Origin of the sequence: Asaia sp. As-1742, from assembly GCF_011753235.1 — a bacterium.
Lineage (GTDB): Bacteria > Pseudomonadota > Alphaproteobacteria > Acetobacterales > Acetobacteraceae > Asaia > Asaia bogorensis_B.
The window spans coordinates 508,658-523,358 of the sequence record NZ_VWWA01000003.1 but is presented as its reverse complement, the minus strand read 5'-3'; the positions used below and the strand labels follow the sequence as shown (position 1 = coordinate 523,358).

Below are 14,701 nucleotides of genomic sequence, written 5' to 3'. Positions count from 1 at the left end.
TGGTCACGGCCGGGGACCGACTGATGGTCATCGTCCCCGATGACGGCAAGCTCGATGTCGAGGCAGAGATCACCAATAGGGATATTGGTTTCGTGAGCGAGGGCCAAAAAGTGCAGGTGAAGGTGGCGGCGTTCAAATTCACGCGCTACGGCCTGATACCAGGGCATGTAGTCTCGATCAGCCGGACCAGCATGGCCGATGATCTGAAGACGGTCGATGCGCTGAACGATCCCGATGGACATGGCAGGGCGGGCAAGGCGACCGGCGCGGGTTCGGAGACCGATCTCGATGGGGGCGAGGGAAGCGGCTATGTCGCGCGGATCGCGCTCGATCGCCAGAACATCGAGACAGAGGCGGGAATGGCCCAGCTCAGGGCCGGTATGGCCATAACAGCAGGGATCGTCACAGGAAAACGACGCATAATTTCCTACATCCTTTCGCCCATCGAGAAATACGTTCATGACGCAGGGAGAGAACGGTGATAATAAATACCCAATTTAGGCGCGGAGCTAAGGACAATATGAAAAAAAACATAGAGAAGGGATCACTTGAATATTATATAGATAATAAAAATTTCACTGACAAAATACTTTCTTTTGTGCCATTTCCTTTAAAGATTTTTCTACACATATTATCGATCATAGCCATATTGAGTATTGTAGGTTGGGTGTGGGCGCATTATTCCCATTTAGATATTTTAAATCGAAAACATAGCAAAGAAGAGGATATAGAATTTTTAATTCTACTTTTTGTTCTCTGGTTTCCAGCTTTGGTTATTGGTATAATTTGGTCTTGTATTGTCTTTAGTAAACATTACTGTATTTTTATGATTAAAAAATTCAACAAGCAACGTTAGATCAGTGTATCGGAGTGTGCATATGTCAGACTATGACGGCGCTATTAAAGCGATAGGTCTTCTCGATGGTATTAACCAGTTGAGTGCTGCGCCCAATAATATAAGCATAATCAGCGGCAGTACAGCAGTCGCGGCTACCGTAGCCGAGATTGCAAATCCGGTTGCAGGTTTGTCGATCGGCGAGGCCAATATGGTGGCGCAAGTGGCCCAGCTGAGTGTTGACATTAAATCTGACGCTGGCTGGCTTAGTTATGGCGATGATGCATTGGGAATGGCGGGCCAAGCCGCTGCTCTTGCAGGGAGTGGTATAGCGCTGTTCAAAGGAGAAGGCACCATTGTAGGCGATGCACTCACAGTCTTTGGGAACTCCTTAACCCTAGCTTCCTTCATGATGCACAGCTCCACTGGTAGTAACGCAGATTCTGCATATTCAGCTGTACAGGATACTATACAGGCAGCTAACCAAAATTACTCTGTCAACATCCCAGATCTGGGATCTGTGTTCGGCATCCCGGTGTTGGATGGATCAGGAAACATCGCCGGCGTAAAAATGGAGGGTGCCACCGGGGCGTCCGCAAATGGAAATTCCGCTACCTATAATTTTTCAGACGGCACAACAGTCACCATACCGAGCACGCAACTCCTGAACTCCAATTTCAATTTGGGAGATATGACGCAGACTATTGATGAAAGCGGAGCAAATGGTTCAAGCACGATACAGGTAGATCCATCTACAGGCACGATGACCATCCGAAATTCGGATGGAAGTTCAGTTAACTACAATGAGACCGATAATGGCTTACAGCAGAATATCCTAGAGAATTACAGTTCTCCGGATTCGGACAAGGACTTCTCGGAACAAGGCGTCGTCGATGGAAGGGAAATTTCTGACACACTGAATGGGAATTTTGGCATCCTGAGCGAAGCCTATGGAAATTTATCCCTTGGCGATAACGCAAGCGGCTCCATAGTTGGACAAGGCAATACGGTCGACGGCGGGGCGAATGACGCGTTGACAGTAGACGGCGCATCAGATGCCATAACGAATGGTAATGGCGGCACGATTACCCTATCCGGAGCAACTGACGACACGTTCAATCCCGGTAGTAACGTCACGGTAAACATCAATCCCGGCTCGGACAACAACACGTTCAACATGCAAGGCACGAGGGACGTCGTGAATGTCGGCGGTTCGAGCGAAGACTTCAACGGCCATAACTCCGGGGCCAATGAGGAAACATTCAGTTTCGGCGATAACGTTGGCAATGATACGCTGGATGGTAGCGCCGATACCGCCATACTTGGCAATGGATCAGGCGTAACCTTCCAGAATGCCGGGTACGATCAGATCGACGGAAATGGCAACGGTGAGCACCTCAACGTCGATCCTGGCTCGGATAACGACAGCTTCGATCTCGTAGGTACCGGCGATACCATTGATGTCGGGGGATCCAGCGATACGTTCAACGGTCATAACTCCGGGGCTAATGAGGAAACATTCAGTTTCGGCGATAACGTTGGCAATGATACGCTGGACGGCAGCGCCGATACCGCCATACTTGGCAATGGGTCAGGCGTGACCTTCCAGAATGCCAGGTACGATCAGATCGACGGAAATGGCAGCAACGAACACCTCAACGTCGATCCTGGCTCGGATAACGACAGCTTCGATCTCGTGGGTACCGGCGATACCATTGATGTCGGGGGATCCAGCGATACATTCAACGGCCATAACTCCGGGGCCAATGCAGAAAACTTTACCTTCAACGACAATGTCGGCGGCGATACGCTCGACGGTAATGATGATACCGCCACCCTTGGTAACGGATCGGGTGTAACCTTCTACAATGCCGGCGGCGACCAGATCGACGGAAATGGCAGCAACGAACACCTCAACGTCGATCCTGGCTCGAACAACGACAGCTTCGATCTCGTGGGTACCGGCGATACCATTTATGTCGGCGGATCCAACGATACATTCAACGGTCACAACTCCGGGGCCAATGCAGAAAATTTCACCTTCGGCGATAATGTGGGTGGCGATGTCGTGACTGGAAGTGATCTCACGATCGATCTCGGCGACAATATGAATCTGACCGTCACGGGCAGTAACGACCGTTTCACGGGAGGATCCAACGATACGCTTGAGGTGCTTGGTTCAGAGGACTATGTCGATACGGACGACGGCAACATCGACTTCTCCGACGGGGATGACGATCATGTCTCTGGGGATGGCGACGACCAGGCAGGAGGAGACTATGACGATTTGGGTAAAGGGACCGAAAACGGGGGGCGCGACGACGAGGGAGATGATGATGGGGGAGATGATGGCGGCGACGGGATGGATGACGGCCTAGTTGCGGCAGATCGTCATTACACCAATGTCTTCTCTTCTTCAGACAAGATCGCAAGTTCGGCGGCATGGGATCGGGCGGATCACGCGATTACAGCTGCGGCGGAGGACTCGGATTCTGATGCAACCGCTCTCACGGGCCAGCCTCTGACAGGCACCGCCCAGGACATCACCTGGAGTTTCGCGCAGAAGAACCCAGGTGATACGCCACTTTATGCCGGGTCCGTGCAACCTGTCTATCAGGACGCCATCAAGCAGGCGCTTGCAGAATGGTCTACGGCGACAGGGCTAACTTTTACGAACGTCGCAGACTCCGCGTCCTCTGATATCCGGATCGGTTGGGGCAATCTCGATACCACCAACTCCGGAATGGCAGGGACGACATTCTACGGAAAGTCTTCTGACGGGAAGTCAGGGCAGGATGTGATCGAACTGGAAAATCCAATGCAGGACAAGCTCTTCGCCACGAGCGACGGAGGGTACACCTATGACGGGACGGGCGTCACTTTGGAACAGCTCGCGCTGCACGAGGTCGGGCACGCTCTTGGTTTGTCCGAAAGTTCCGATCCAAACGCCATCATGTTCCCGGAGCTGGGGAACATGAACACGGGGTTGGATCAGACCGATGTCAACGAGGTCAAGGGTGTGTATCACCTGACGAGTGACACGGGCGTGACGGATCTGCTCAGACAGGCTTCCGCCGCGTTCACCGATGGAGGAGCCGTGAACACCTCCGCCGTGGCGGCGACGGGAGAGACGTTCGACAACCCGCTTCTGATCGCCCACGCCGCCTAATAAATAAAAGCCTGGCGGTCTCTCTGATTTCAAACGAGGGCGCCAGGACATAGGAAAAGTAACGGTCCTCAAGTGGATCGTCGTTTGACACCCATCGAGTTTATAGCCCCACGATCAGTCACACGCGTATCCCGGCTGCACGACAGACGACCTGTCCGGGTCAGCTCATCAGGACACATCATTGCCCCCTCGGGAATGAAAGCGTTCCAGGCCGTCTACGCAGATTGATAGCAGGGGAGTGTCCGACTTCTGGGCATGGTGACGGCCAATTATCATCTGCCTGCCGCAAGGAACACCTTCCTTACCTCGAGCAACGATCAGCCCATAGCTGAGGCCCCATCTACCACGCGATCGGATGAGCCTGCATCATGCAGTCAATTGGTTGCTAACGCTTCCTGTTCGGCCAATCAGACGACCACCCGGAAACGTAAATTGAGAGATAGCATGCGTGTGGATATCCGGCGCTCACCCCCATCCCAGCCGACATTTTGAATCAGGTCAATGCCAAGGTGGGAATCCCTCACGATTCAGTCCGCATAGCAAACGCTATAGAGTATTGGACTCATCCGGGAAACGCAGGGCATTCCGAATGCTAGCGAACTCATGTGCGCAACAGGCCCATCCGCCGCCGTTTCGCGCCTACCCACCCCCTACTTCCGATAAGATAATTGCTCAGCCATGGCAGGACGAGCCATCAAAGCCTGCGACTAAAACACCAAGATGGGTTACGGTCATAGGCAAGACCCGATCAGAATATAGGGGAAGATCTAGGTATGTGTGTAGAGCGCATAAAAATCACAATTCCGATGCTATGGGGCATCCCTTATCCCCAAAAAGGGCTAGTGCCGGAATTCGAGGAAGAGATTAACAGTATAACCCAAGGAAATTACGAATTATTCTTGCATGAAGGAAAAATCTCACAAGAAATACCAGGCCGGCCACGGAATAGATCAAGACCTAATAAATTGAGTAAACTCGAACTATATTCCACCGTGGATCATATTATTTTGATAAAGTTATCAATGGAGACGTGCCAGGGGTGATGTCACGTTAACTGAAGTGAGGTAACGGAAGCCCCCGAAAGAGGTATTCAGACGCCGAGAGCGGTCGCGTTATTCCATTGGGCGAGAGCCTGAACACGATGGATCCGGAGTTTTGCATTGAGACGCTGCAGGAGGCCTTGGTGCGCTACGGCGCACCGGAGATTTTCAACGGACCAAGGCTCGCAATTCACGACATCTCGGTTGACGGACGCGCTAGAGCAAAGACAGATCCGCATCAGCATGGACGGGCAGCGGACGCTGCTTGGACAACGTGTTGATAGGGCGCTTGTGGCGATCGCTGAAGTACGAATGCGTCTCTCTGCACGCGTTTGAGATTGGTTCGGAACTGCGAACCGGGATCACCGCATAGATCGCCCACTACAACGCAAAACGTCCGCATTCGGCACTGGGTGGACGAACGCTCTATGAGGCGTATCATGATACGTCGACACCATCAGGTCCGGGGTTAACCCCGGACCTGATGGCCAATTGCAACAGCCACGCCGTCAAAATGGCGACATAACAACAACCGAATATAGCTTATCAGGCCTATGAAACTCTCCGAAGGGATAGGTCCACCTCTGCTGACGTTCTACCAGAAAGTAAGTTCACTCTGTCCGTCTCGACGCTAGTTCGTAAATCTCGTTATCGGCTCTGCGGCCAACGACAATCACATATATCACGATCCGCTCGTCGATGACCTGATAAACAAGGCGGTAGCCATCTTTCCGAAGCTTGATCTTGTAAAACCCTGATAGGTCGCGGTGAAGCTCGTTTCCTGGAGAGTGAGGATGCCAGATCAGCTTTTCCAGCTTCTTTTCGAATTTCTTCCGCACACTGCCGTCAAGAGCATCCCACTCCCTGAGCGCTCTATCGTCGAATTCAAGACAATACGCTTTCATTCGTGATGACGGCTCTTAAGCTCTGCAATAGTCATACGATGCTTTTGGACAGGGTTTTTGAGACGTTCACGCACAATCTCGATAAGATGCGCATCCTCGTCTGTGACAAGTGTGCGCTTGACCGGAGCGCGACCTGTTTCAGCGATATATGCGAGGGTATCGCGCAATGCGTCAGAAAGCGAAATGCCTTGAGCAGACAGCTTCTCAACAGCAGCAGCCTTCAGTGTCTCATCTACCCGAAATGTAACGGCAGACATGTTAAGCCTCCTTGCATGTATGAACATCTGTATCACAATTGTTCATACGAGTGAAGCGCAAGATGGCTGATGCCGCTGTCTGCTTTAAGGAGGCCAGATCGGCCGTGGAAACGGCAGAAAAGGAGCGGAAGCTGACATCCGATCTTGGGCGCGGCGGTACCGGCAGCGCCGATGATCTACGCTAAATCGAAACCGTGCCTCAGAGGCAGGTTTTCTGCCCGATCCGCTGACGTTTCGCGCCCCCGGGTACCTACTTCCGATAATATAATCTATCCGAAGTAGATCGGCACCAGGAAAACCCCGCCAAAAACTGTTTGTCCAGAATGGGAGGGGAACCGACTGTCGGCTTCTAGTCAGGGCGGCTGAATGAGCAGACGTTGTCAGGCTGTGAGACGCTCAGGACCGCAAGCTGCGCAACTGGCAGAAGGCCACGCTCGATCGGCCGTCCGAACGCCCTCTTCAACTTCGCCAAAAGCGGAGCGCCAGCCTTCGGTCAGTAGCCCACCAAGTGACATGATGCGGCGCAGCGATGCGACGAACACACGGCTGAAAGATTGTGCAGGTGGATCGAGAAGACAGTCCAACACGACTTCCGCGATCATAGCATTCACGTAAGCGAGCTCCACCGGACCATAGGGCTGATAGTGCGCGCCGCAGGCCGGTTCCTCCTGAGCGATGTCGCTGCCATCCGGCCAGTCCACTGCCGTGAGTTCGGGCGTGCCGGTGCGCCCGATGTGACATTGCAGGCAGCCGCCCCTCTGACCGATGGCGACCGCGTGGCCAGCGCAGGCATGTGTCTCGGTCCACCCATATGGGTCCCGCTGACGTGGCCGTGTCGCATTCTTGAGTTCATAAGCACGCCCAAGCAATGGGCATGCCTGTGGCCATGCGGTGGCATCGAGACCTTTGCTCTGGACGACAGGCGCCGGCGCGTTGTTTTCATGCGCCCGGAGGAAGCCTACGCGGTGCACCAGAAACACCCGCTGGTGGATATCTCGCTCAATGAGCAAACGCTCACGCTGCGTTTTCGCAGGCCAAGCGAGACACGTGGCACAATCAATGCCGAACCTGCATTGCGGCGAGCCTGCCATCTGCCCGTGACGGGGCGCCACAAGGACCAAGCCGCATGAGCGATGACGCCTGGAATGCCCTCTATCTCGCCGCTGCCATTACGATGGTGATCCTGTGGTTCGCAACGAATGAAGTCCGAAGCTACCTGCGTCGTCGCGATCTGCGCGCCCAGCTCAGGCCGCTCGACCACCTGCAAGCACTCAGCTGCCAGCATCAGCACACGAAACAAGGAAAGGCCCCATGACCGCCGCCGAAGCCTGGGACGCAGGTGATTACGAACTGGCCGACAAGCTGCGCCACAAACAGGTCATGCAGGAAGCAATTCGCGCCCGGATAGCGGCGCAGGAACAAGCGCAGGAGGCCGTGAAGGGCCGGAGCGCAGGGGAGAGACGGGGATGAGTGACAGCAATGATGGCAGGCCCGTTCCGATTTATAGCAGGGGTGAGGCATTAGCAGTCGTCAGTATCAGCGGAGGCAAAGACAGCCTCGCCACTGCACTCGTTGCCATTGAGCAGTTGGGCCGGGAACGAGTGCGCCTTGTCCATGCTGATACGGGAAACGAGCACGAGATCACTGAACGGTATGTGCGCGATTACCTCCCGGGGGCGCTGCGCCTTCCCATCGAGATCGTACGCGCCGACTTTTCAACCGATATTGAGCGCAAGCGCCAGGTGGTGAAAACGAAGTGGGTTGCTGAAGGCGTCCAGCCCGAAGTAATCGCGGCCGCGTTGGACGTGCTGCACCCAACAGGTAGCCCGTTTCTGGACTTGTGCATCGAAAAGGGCCGGTTCCCGTCGCGCCTGGCGTCTTTCTGTACACACGAGCTGAAGCACAAACCGCTCGATGCGTATCTCTCGGGGCTGAAGACCGGACAGGCTCGCAAAGCCGAAAGCTGGCAAGGTATCCGCAGGGACGAAAGTCCAAACAGAAGGGATGCTTTGCTTTGGGAGGTTGGAGACTTCGGAGGGTGGATCCATCGCCCCCTGATCCATTGGACTGCGGGCGACGTACTCGCGATCGCGCGGCGGCATAACGTCGAACAGAACCCCCTCTATCTCCAGGGCATGGGGCGCGTCGGCTGCATGCCTTGTCATCAATGCAGCAAACGCGAACTGCGCGAGATCGCGCGGCGCTGGCCCGAGGTGATCGAACGTATTCGGCGTTGGGAGGCGATTTGCTCGCGAGCGAGTAAGCACTCGCTTACGGCCTTCTTCTTTTTCGATCAGGCTGAGGGGCGGACGAATATTGAGCACGCCTCGGCAAACAGCATCGACCAGGCAGTGAACTGGGCTCGGACCTCAAGAGGCGGAAAGCAACTCGACCTTGAAGCATTCACGCCCGCCGCGTCCTGCTCCTCAATCTATGGATTATGCGAATGACCCACGAACAGAAGCCGGAGAGCGCGGAGTTTCGGACGCGGGAAGCGAGCGCGTGGCAACCAATCAGCACTGCCCCGAAAGACGGGTCTTACATCGACTTGTGGGTTTTGGGGCTGGAAGAAGAATTTCGTTTTGAAAACGCGCATTATGGCGTCGAACATCACGATTGCGGCGAATATGGCAGGTATTGCGACAGTTGCCCCGCTCCCGGAAAGCGGTGGATTGATGCCTTTGGTATGGAGATTGCCGGGACTGTCACTCACTGGCGCGCAATTCCCGCATCCCCAAAAGCCGAGGCAGAGCAGCGCCGGAAGGATGCGGAGGGGGCGGAGCCGGTAGGGTATGTCAGGCCGGATATGATTGAGTATTTCCGTCAGTCCAAGGCGCTTTTCACCAGCGCGTCGATTACCCCGGTGCGGGATGAGACGCACACCGAAGCCCTCTACACCCGCCCCGCCAACGTCGCCGCGCTTAGTGCATCGTTTGCGTGGCTGGTCGAGGATATGCGCAAGAAAGATCAGAGTGCCCCACCTTTGGCGCGCTTTGACATGCTCTTTGGCAACGATGAAGTCTCAATCTCCGAGGCGCGGGAGAGGCTTAAAGCTCTGGGCATCGAAAGCCTCTACATCACAGACGATTGGGAAGACGCAACCGAAGGGAATGAGCTTTCTCGCGCAGATGTTGAGGCGCTTCCTCCGCTTCACGAGGATGAACAGAAAGCCGGTTGGAAGTTGGCCAGCGCTTGGGATACCGAGGACGGGACAGTCATTCGTCATTACGTCCGACCGTTGCGCACCTCGGACCAAGGCACCGCCAACGTCGCTACAGGGGTCGATATCTCGGCCATAATCAGAGCAGTATGCGAGCTTCCCGACCGCTTATCTCCTGAAGATCAACCTGACATGATGCAGGTTACGCGGGATGAACTGCGTCTGATCCTTGAAACCGTGCAGCCCGCCAACGTCGCCGCGCTTGAGGATCGGGTGAAGGAGTTGGAGGGGGAGAATAAGGCGTGGAGCGGCGCTGCTACTAACGCGCTGACGTGGCTCGAGAACGGGCGTCAAGCGAATGCGCGGGATGAACTTAAGGCGGCCCAACGCCGTGTCGCAGCCCTCCGCGAGGGAGGCGAGCATGGGTAAATGGGATGCAATGAAGCGTGAAGCACAAGTGAGGCATCGGGCACGTCCTCGATTGCTCGTGACGCTGAAATATCTCGAGAACTTACCGGAATATTCGTGCAGTCTGCCCACCGGCACCACGCCGGGCAAGCGGTGGAAGGGTGAGGTACATTTCCAGCCGTATGGCAAACGTTCCCTGCCTCGCATCGGCTGGATGATCAGTGAGTATTACGAAGGGCCGGAGTTACCGCCGAATCGGATTGGTATTCATTGGTATCGCCCTGTCATCCGCGTGAAGGCAGAAACAGAAAGGGCAACGCTATGACTGACCCCACCCCCTTCAACCGCCTCCTGGGCGAGCGGGTGCGTCGGATGATCGTCTCGCGAGGGCGAACGCAGGAGAGCGTAGCTATCGAGGCCGGGATTTCCACAAGCACGCTGAGCTTCTTGATTAGGGGCCAGAACAGCACCATCAACACGGTCCTTAGCGTCTTGGCCGCGCTCAAGGCCCCGCCTGAAGTCATGGCCGCGATCTATGCTGACTTCGTGGAGCATTGGAAGGAGAGGGCGGATGGGTGAGGGATTGCCTCGGCTGCTTACCGTCAAGAAAGCAGCCTCCGAGATCGACGTTTGTCCTGAGACGGTTCGCCGGGCCATCCGGGCTGGAAAGCTCGCAGCCTATCGCAGGCCGGGCGGATACCGCGTCTCAACAACTGACCTCCAAGCCTACATGGACACCTACCATTGCCCCGCATCAGAAATGATAAGCCCCACCTGGAATTACGTCGCGGCAAATGGGCGATCGTCTGGTGGGAAGAAGGACAGAGAAAACGACTTTCGACTGGCACAGAGGACGAGAAACGCGCTCGCCAAGCGTTAGCAGACTTCGAGGGAGCGCTGGAAAAGGCGCCCCTTAAGATGGCGGTGTCTGAGTGTTTGTCTCGATATGTCGAGAGCAGAAGGGGGAAGGTATCGGCGCTGAAGCGCCTCGAGGAAGCTACAGTGCCGCTCGAAGAGGCGTTGGGCCACCTCCGCATTGACCAGATCGACCAGAAGCGTTGGGACACTTTCGCCGCAAGCCGGTTCAAGAAACGTGGAGAGGCGAATGTCCCGATCTCTGCGGGGACGCTGCGCCGTGAGTTCAACGTCCTACGGGCGGCGCTGCGCCGTGCGTGGAAAGACGGTTATCTCGTCAGACCGCCCGAAATCGAGCCGCCACGTGATAGCGCCCCGCGTGACCGATTCCTGACCAAGGAAGAAGCCCGACGCCTGATCGACGCTGCGCAGACTCCACATGTTCGGCTGTTCATGGCCTTGGCCATTTACACGGGCGCCCGCAAGGGCTCGATACTGGCGCTCACCTGGGACCGGGTCCACTGGACCACCAACATGATCGACTTCCAGGAGCCAGGCCGCGCTCTAACCCGTAAGCGCCGCGCAACCGTGCCAATGACCAAGGCGCTACGCGAGGAAATGGAGGCGGCGTTTGATGAAAGGAATGGCGACTATGTTGTGAACTGGCATGGCAAGCCGATCCCGACCGGGCTGCGCTGGTCCTTCAACAAGGCTTGCGAAAGGGCAGGGCTGACATGGAAGCCAACGCCCCATCACCTGAAGCACTCTCTGGCGTCATGGTTCGCGATGGACGGCGTGCCGATTGATCAGACCTCAGACTGGCTGGCCACTGATCCGCAGACATTGCGTCGCGTCTATCGGAAGTTCGAACCGTCATACCTGAAGAACATTGCGGAGGGCTTTAATTTGTAGTGGTCCATGTGGACCGCTACTATGCCTGTGGATAACAGAGAAACCTCAATGTTATCAATGGCGTCCCATAGGGGATTCGAACCCCTGTTGCCGCCGTGAGAGGGCGGTGTCCTAGGCCTCTAGACGAATGGGACGAGGCGAGGTGCGTTCTATGATACCGGACGGAACCCCGCAAGAGGGAAAATACGAATCTAACGAACTAATTTCGCGCTTAGCTTCTCGCCGGCCAAAAGATGCACGTGATAATGGGGTACTTCCTGTCCCGCATCGCCGCCAGCGTTGCTGATCAATCGATAGCCCGTCTCGGTGACATCAAGGGCTTCAGCGACTTTCGAAATTGCCCGTGCAAAACCGGCTATCTCCGTAACGGATGCATGCAGGCCGAAATCCTGTGCACTGACATAGTGCCCCTTGGGAATAATCAATACATGCACGGGGGCTTGTGGCGCGATATCCGGGAAGGCGAGGGCGAAGTCGTCTTCGTATATAGGCTTGACCGGAATCTCCCCGCGCAAAATTTTCGCGAAGATGTTTTGCGGGTCGTATGGAAGGCGCAAGTCAACAGCCATCGGTCAGACTCCCGGCTCGACGGGGCGCGAGGCCTTTTCCTCAACACCGCTCATAGCCTCCCGGCGGCGTAACTCCTGCCATACGTCATGCGGCGTCACGCCAGCGTCCACCCACATAACAATAAGATGGTAGAGCACATCCGCGCTTTCACTGACGAGCTCTGATGGCTTGCCAGCAACCGCCTCGATAAGACACTCAACAGCCTCTTCACCAAACTTCTGGGCGATCTTCTTGCGCCCACGCGATAGAAGTCGCGCCGAATGGCTCAGTGATGGATCGGTACCTCGTCGGGATTCAACAGTTGCGAACAGACGATCAAGAACCTGCGCGTCAATCGGGCTCAGATCAGCTTCGGGCTTTTTGACAGCGTTTTTCTTGCCCTGCGCTTTCTTCGTGTTGTCACTCTTGGGCGCAGCGTTCTTGAGACCCTTCTTTCCGGCGCCTCCTTCGGTCTTGCGGGTCGTCCGTTTTGTGGCAAGCGCCATGATCGTCATCCGTCTGAAAACGAGGTGAAAAGAATGCGTTAGTTGGCTGGCCTCACAGGCAGTCCCGCAGCTTCAAGCGCTGCCTTGACCCCCGCAATACCGAATGTGCCAAAATGGAAAACGCTGGCGGCCAGGAGGCCACTCGCTCCGGCCTTGGCGCCTTCCACGAAGTGCTCGAGCTCTCCCACACCACCGGAGGCGACGACCGGAATGGTGATCTTGCCGCAAACCTCACGCAGAAGGTCAAGGTCGAAACCTTTACCCGTTCCATCGCGGTCCATGCTTGTCAGCAAAATCTCACCTGCACCCCGCGCCTGCGCCTCCTGCGCCCAGGCAACCGCATCTATACCGGTCGGTTCTCTACCGCCCTTGGTATAAACTTCCCAACCGCCCTTGCCATTGGAACGCGCATCAATCGCGACAACGACGCATTGGCTGCCGAACCGATTGGCTGACTCATTAATCAGCTCCGGATTCACGACTGCGGCTGAATTCACGGCACATTTGTCAGCGCCCGCAAGGAGCAGTTTGCGCATATCCTCGGGGGCACGCACACCACCGCCAACAGTCAGGGGCAAAAAGACACGCTCTGCGGTGCGACGGACCACATCATAGATCGTGTCGCGGTTCTCGACACTTGCCGTGATGTCCAGAAAGGTCAGCTCATCGGCTCCTGCCGCATCATAGACGACGGCCTGCTCCACCGGATCTCCTGCATCCCGCAGCGATACAAAATTGACGCCCTTGACCACGCGGCCATCCTTGACGTCGAGGCAAGGGATAACCCTCAGCTTCAGCATGTGGCCCCCTCGACAATGCTGAGCGCTTCCTCAAGCGATATACGCCCGTCATAAAGCGCGCGCCCTACGATCACGCCCTCAAGCCCAGAAACCTCCTGGGCAATCGCACGGAAATCACGCAGATGCTGCGCCGAACCAACGCCGCCGCTGGCAATGACAGGAATGGACAATACACGTGCCAGATCAGCCGTCTGTTCCAGATCCAGCCCTTCGAGCATGCCGTCGCGTGTGATCTCGGTGAAGATCACGGCAGCCACGCCAGCATCCTGCATCCGCAGGGCAAGGTCACGCGCATTGAGCTCGGAAACTTCGGCCCAACCTTCAGTCGCGACACGCCCCTGACGCGCATCGATGCCCGCGACAATCCGCCCAGGAAAAGCCTTGCAGGCCTCACGCACAAGCCCGGGGTTTTTCACTGCAACCGAACCAAGAATGACCCGGTCCAGGCCGGCTTCCAGCCAACGCGTGATGCCCGCCATATCGCGAATGCCACCACCAAGCTGCACCGGCAGATCGGTCGCAGCGATAATCGCCTCTACCGCGGCACCGTTTGCCGATTTCCCGGCAAAGGCCCCATTGAGATCGACCACATGCAGGCGTGAACATCCGGCTTCAGCAAAAGAACGCGCCTGTGCGGCAGGGTTATCGGAATAGACGGTGGCATCGTCCATCTCGCCGCGTCGGAGACGTACGCACGCGCCGTCCTTCAGATCAATGGCCGGATAGAGGGTGAGGGCGCGATGGGGGGTGCTGTCCGTACTGGCCACGATATGATCCTTCCCGGAATGTTTCTTGTGTCTCGCGCCACCACTTTCGGGAGAGAGGGGCAGGGTCATAAAGACGCCCCTGACCACCCCGTCGTGATTGCGGGCATAAAGGGGGTGCGTGCCCCAGGGCTCGAAACCGAGCGAGCGGAACATGGACAACGCGGAGGCCTGTGTCTCCGGAACCTCGCAGTTCAGTACGCGGCAGCCCAGTGCTCTCGCGGCCGCAATCACGGCATCGGCTAGAACATAACCCAGCCCACGACCGCGCATATAGGGTGCTACGAAATAACCCCTGATCTGCGCCGTCTGGGCTTGTGCCTCGTTATTGCGTGAAGGTCGCACAAGCTGGGCGCAACCCTGTATCTGCCCCGTTTCATCGCGCACAACGAAAAACCGGGTTTCCGGCACAAGCAGCAGACCACTGAAATAGCGTTCGAGTACGGCCCGCCCCGGCGGCGTGAGCCAGCCAAGGCCGCCCCCGTCGATGATCGCCGCCGTTGTGATCTCGCACAGGGCGGCCATGTCACTGTCATCGATG

At 56.3% G+C, this 14,701-nt stretch carries 18 protein-coding genes, 1 tRNA gene and 1 pseudogene; 12 read left to right on the top strand and 8 right to left on the bottom strand.

Annotated features, from left to right (window positions below):
- The 3 genes and pseudogenes from F3J08_RS07270 to F3J08_RS07260 form a co-directional block, all read left to right on the top strand.
- Positions 1–482 (top strand): HlyD family efflux transporter periplasmic adaptor subunit (locus tag F3J08_RS07270; RefSeq protein ID WP_166928959.1); only part of this gene is annotated, 482 nt, incomplete at its 5' end.
- A gap of 396 nt (positions 483–878) precedes the next feature.
- Positions 879–4,004 carry a matrixin family metalloprotease gene (locus tag F3J08_RS07265; RefSeq protein WP_166928958.1) on the top strand — a complete coding sequence of 1,042 codons (3,126 nt, stop codon included), beginning with the start codon at positions 879–881 and terminating at the stop codon, positions 4,002–4,004.
- 1,135 nt (positions 4,005–5,139) lie between these two features.
- A pseudogene (locus F3J08_RS07260) lies at positions 5,140–5,570 on the top strand (transposase); the annotation flags it as partial.
- An 85-nt stretch (positions 5,571–5,655) separates the two neighbouring features.
- Here F3J08_RS07260 and F3J08_RS07255 read toward each other — a convergent pair.
- The 3 genes from F3J08_RS07255 to F3J08_RS07245 all read right to left on the bottom strand — a co-directional run bounded on the left by F3J08_RS07255 (position 5,656) and on the right by F3J08_RS07245 (position 7,177).
- Positions 5,656–5,949 (bottom strand): type II toxin-antitoxin system RelE/ParE family toxin, encoded by a 294-nt coding sequence (locus tag F3J08_RS07255; protein WP_166928957.1) that lies wholly within the window; start codon positions 5,947–5,949, stop codon positions 5,656–5,658.
- The gene (locus F3J08_RS07250; protein ID WP_166928956.1) at positions 5,946–6,206 is read right to left on the bottom strand and encodes a type II toxin-antitoxin system RelB/DinJ family antitoxin; all 261 of its coding nucleotides are present in this window, start codon (positions 6,204–6,206) and stop codon (positions 5,946–5,948) included. The genes F3J08_RS07255 and F3J08_RS07250 overlap by 4 nt, the downstream gene beginning before the upstream one ends.
- 380 nt (positions 6,207–6,586) lie before the next feature.
- A complete protein-coding gene (locus F3J08_RS07245; protein WP_205206781.1) occupies positions 6,587–7,177 on the bottom strand; it encodes a hypothetical protein in 591 nt (196 codons plus the stop codon).
- On the opposite strand from F3J08_RS07245, the gene F3J08_RS07240 reads away from it, so the two are divergent.
- The 9 genes from F3J08_RS07240 to F3J08_RS07200 are packed head-to-tail and all read left to right on the top strand — an operon-like array spanning position 7,172 to position 11,541.
- A complete protein-coding gene (locus F3J08_RS07240) occupies positions 7,172–7,336 on the top strand; it encodes a hypothetical protein (protein WP_166928955.1) in 165 nt (54 codons plus the stop codon). The genes F3J08_RS07245 and F3J08_RS07240 overlap by 6 nt on opposite strands.
- Positions 7,333–7,521 (top strand): hypothetical protein, encoded by a 189-nt coding sequence (locus tag F3J08_RS07235; RefSeq protein ID WP_166928954.1) that lies wholly within the window; start codon positions 7,333–7,335, stop codon positions 7,519–7,521. Before F3J08_RS07240 ends, F3J08_RS07235 begins: the two co-directional genes overlap by 4 nt.
- Positions 7,518–7,676, top strand: a complete 159-nt coding sequence (locus F3J08_RS07230) for a hypothetical protein (protein ID WP_166928953.1) — start codon at positions 7,518–7,520, stop codon at positions 7,674–7,676. The genes F3J08_RS07235 and F3J08_RS07230 overlap by 4 nt, the downstream gene beginning before the upstream one ends.
- Entirely contained in the window at positions 7,673–8,656 is a 984-nt protein-coding gene (locus F3J08_RS07225; protein WP_166928952.1) for a phosphoadenosine phosphosulfate reductase family protein, read from the top strand. The genes F3J08_RS07230 and F3J08_RS07225 overlap by 4 nt, the downstream gene beginning before the upstream one ends.
- Positions 8,653–9,795, top strand: coding sequence for a hypothetical protein (locus F3J08_RS07220; protein WP_166928693.1), 1,143 nt, complete (start codon positions 8,653–8,655; stop codon positions 9,793–9,795). The genes F3J08_RS07225 and F3J08_RS07220 overlap by 4 nt, the downstream gene beginning before the upstream one ends.
- Positions 9,788–10,099, top strand: a complete 312-nt coding sequence (locus F3J08_RS07215; RefSeq protein ID WP_166928951.1) for a hypothetical protein — start codon at positions 9,788–9,790, stop codon at positions 10,097–10,099. Before F3J08_RS07220 ends, F3J08_RS07215 begins: the two co-directional genes overlap by 8 nt.
- A complete protein-coding gene (locus F3J08_RS07210) occupies positions 10,096–10,353 on the top strand; it encodes a helix-turn-helix domain-containing protein (RefSeq protein WP_166928950.1) in 258 nt (85 codons plus the stop codon). Before F3J08_RS07215 ends, F3J08_RS07210 begins: the two co-directional genes overlap by 4 nt.
- Positions 10,310–10,654: a helix-turn-helix domain-containing protein gene (locus F3J08_RS17510; protein WP_370458680.1), complete on the top strand. Its 345-nt coding sequence runs from the start codon at positions 10,310–10,312 to the stop codon at positions 10,652–10,654. Before F3J08_RS07210 ends, F3J08_RS17510 begins: the two co-directional genes overlap by 44 nt.
- 38 nt (positions 10,655–10,692) lie before the next feature.
- Positions 10,693–11,541, top strand: a complete 849-nt coding sequence (locus tag F3J08_RS07200) for a site-specific integrase (RefSeq protein WP_166928948.1) — start codon at positions 10,693–10,695, stop codon at positions 11,539–11,541.
- Positions 11,542–11,599: 58 nt separating this feature from the next.
- Here the strand turns inward: F3J08_RS07200 and F3J08_RS07195 are convergent.
- The 5 genes from F3J08_RS07195 to hisA all read right to left on the bottom strand — a co-directional run bounded on the left by F3J08_RS07195 (position 11,600) and on the right by hisA (position 14,685).
- Positions 11,600–11,675 (bottom strand) — tRNA-Glu (locus F3J08_RS07195).
- Between the two features lie 57 nt (positions 11,676–11,732).
- On the bottom strand, positions 11,733–12,110 hold the full coding sequence (locus tag F3J08_RS07190) for a histidine triad nucleotide-binding protein (protein ID WP_166928947.1): 378 nt from the start codon (positions 12,108–12,110) through the stop codon (positions 11,733–11,735).
- Positions 12,111–12,113: 3 nt separating this feature from the next.
- The gene (locus tag F3J08_RS07185) at positions 12,114–12,596 is read right to left on the bottom strand and encodes a phosphoribosyl-ATP diphosphatase (protein WP_166928946.1); all 483 of its coding nucleotides are present in this window, start codon (positions 12,594–12,596) and stop codon (positions 12,114–12,116) included.
- 38 nt (positions 12,597–12,634) lie between these two features.
- Positions 12,635–13,396 (bottom strand): imidazole glycerol phosphate synthase subunit HisF, encoded by a 762-nt coding sequence (gene hisF, locus F3J08_RS07180; protein WP_166928945.1) that lies wholly within the window; start codon positions 13,394–13,396, stop codon positions 12,635–12,637.
- Positions 13,390–14,685: a 1-(5-phosphoribosyl)-5-[(5-phosphoribosylamino)methylideneamino]imidazole-4-carboxamide isomerase gene (gene hisA, locus F3J08_RS07175; RefSeq protein WP_166929041.1), complete on the bottom strand. Its 1,296-nt coding sequence runs from the start codon at positions 14,683–14,685 to the stop codon at positions 13,390–13,392. The genes hisF and hisA overlap by 7 nt, the downstream gene beginning before the upstream one ends.
- Positions 14,686–14,701: the final 16 nt, after the last annotated feature.

What these genes read in the sequence shown, in the direction of transcription:
- F3J08_RS07265 (WP_166928958.1), top strand. Translation starts at nt 879, where the DNA reads ATGTCAGACTATGACGGCGCTATTAAAGCGATAGGTCTTCTCGATGGT.
- F3J08_RS07255 (WP_166928957.1), bottom strand. Translation starts at nt 5,949, where the DNA reads ATGAAAGCGTATTGTCTTGAATTCGACGATAGAGCGCTCAGGGAGTGG.
- F3J08_RS07250 (WP_166928956.1), bottom strand. Translation starts at nt 6,206, where the DNA reads ATGTCTGCCGTTACATTTCGGGTAGATGAGACACTGAAGGCTGCTGCT.
- F3J08_RS07235 (WP_166928954.1), top strand. Translation starts at nt 7,333, where the DNA reads ATGAGCGATGACGCCTGGAATGCCCTCTATCTCGCCGCTGCCATTACG.
- F3J08_RS07230 (WP_166928953.1), top strand. Translation starts at nt 7,518, where the DNA reads ATGACCGCCGCCGAAGCCTGGGACGCAGGTGATTACGAACTGGCCGAC.
- F3J08_RS07225 (WP_166928952.1), top strand. Translation starts at nt 7,673, where the DNA reads ATGAGTGACAGCAATGATGGCAGGCCCGTTCCGATTTATAGCAGGGGT.
- F3J08_RS07220 (WP_166928693.1), top strand. Translation starts at nt 8,653, where the DNA reads ATGACCCACGAACAGAAGCCGGAGAGCGCGGAGTTTCGGACGCGGGAA.
- F3J08_RS07215 (WP_166928951.1), top strand. Translation starts at nt 9,788, where the DNA reads ATGGGTAAATGGGATGCAATGAAGCGTGAAGCACAAGTGAGGCATCGG.
- F3J08_RS07210 (WP_166928950.1), top strand. Translation starts at nt 10,096, where the DNA reads ATGACTGACCCCACCCCCTTCAACCGCCTCCTGGGCGAGCGGGTGCGT.
- F3J08_RS17510 (WP_370458680.1), top strand. Translation starts at nt 10,310, where the DNA reads ATGCTGACTTCGTGGAGCATTGGAAGGAGAGGGCGGATGGGTGAGGGA.
- F3J08_RS07200 (WP_166928948.1), top strand. Translation starts at nt 10,693, where the DNA reads ATGGCGGTGTCTGAGTGTTTGTCTCGATATGTCGAGAGCAGAAGGGGG.
- F3J08_RS07190 (WP_166928947.1), bottom strand. Translation starts at nt 12,110, where the DNA reads ATGGCTGTTGACTTGCGCCTTCCATACGACCCGCAAAACATCTTCGCG.
- F3J08_RS07185 (WP_166928946.1), bottom strand. Translation starts at nt 12,596, where the DNA reads ATGGCGCTTGCCACAAAACGGACGACCCGCAAGACCGAAGGAGGCGCC.
- hisF (WP_166928945.1), bottom strand. Translation starts at nt 13,396, where the DNA reads ATGCTGAAGCTGAGGGTTATCCCTTGCCTCGACGTCAAGGATGGCCGC.
- hisA (WP_166929041.1), bottom strand. Translation starts at nt 14,685, where the DNA reads ATGGCCGCCCTGTGCGAGATCACAACGGCGGCGATCATCGACGGGGGC.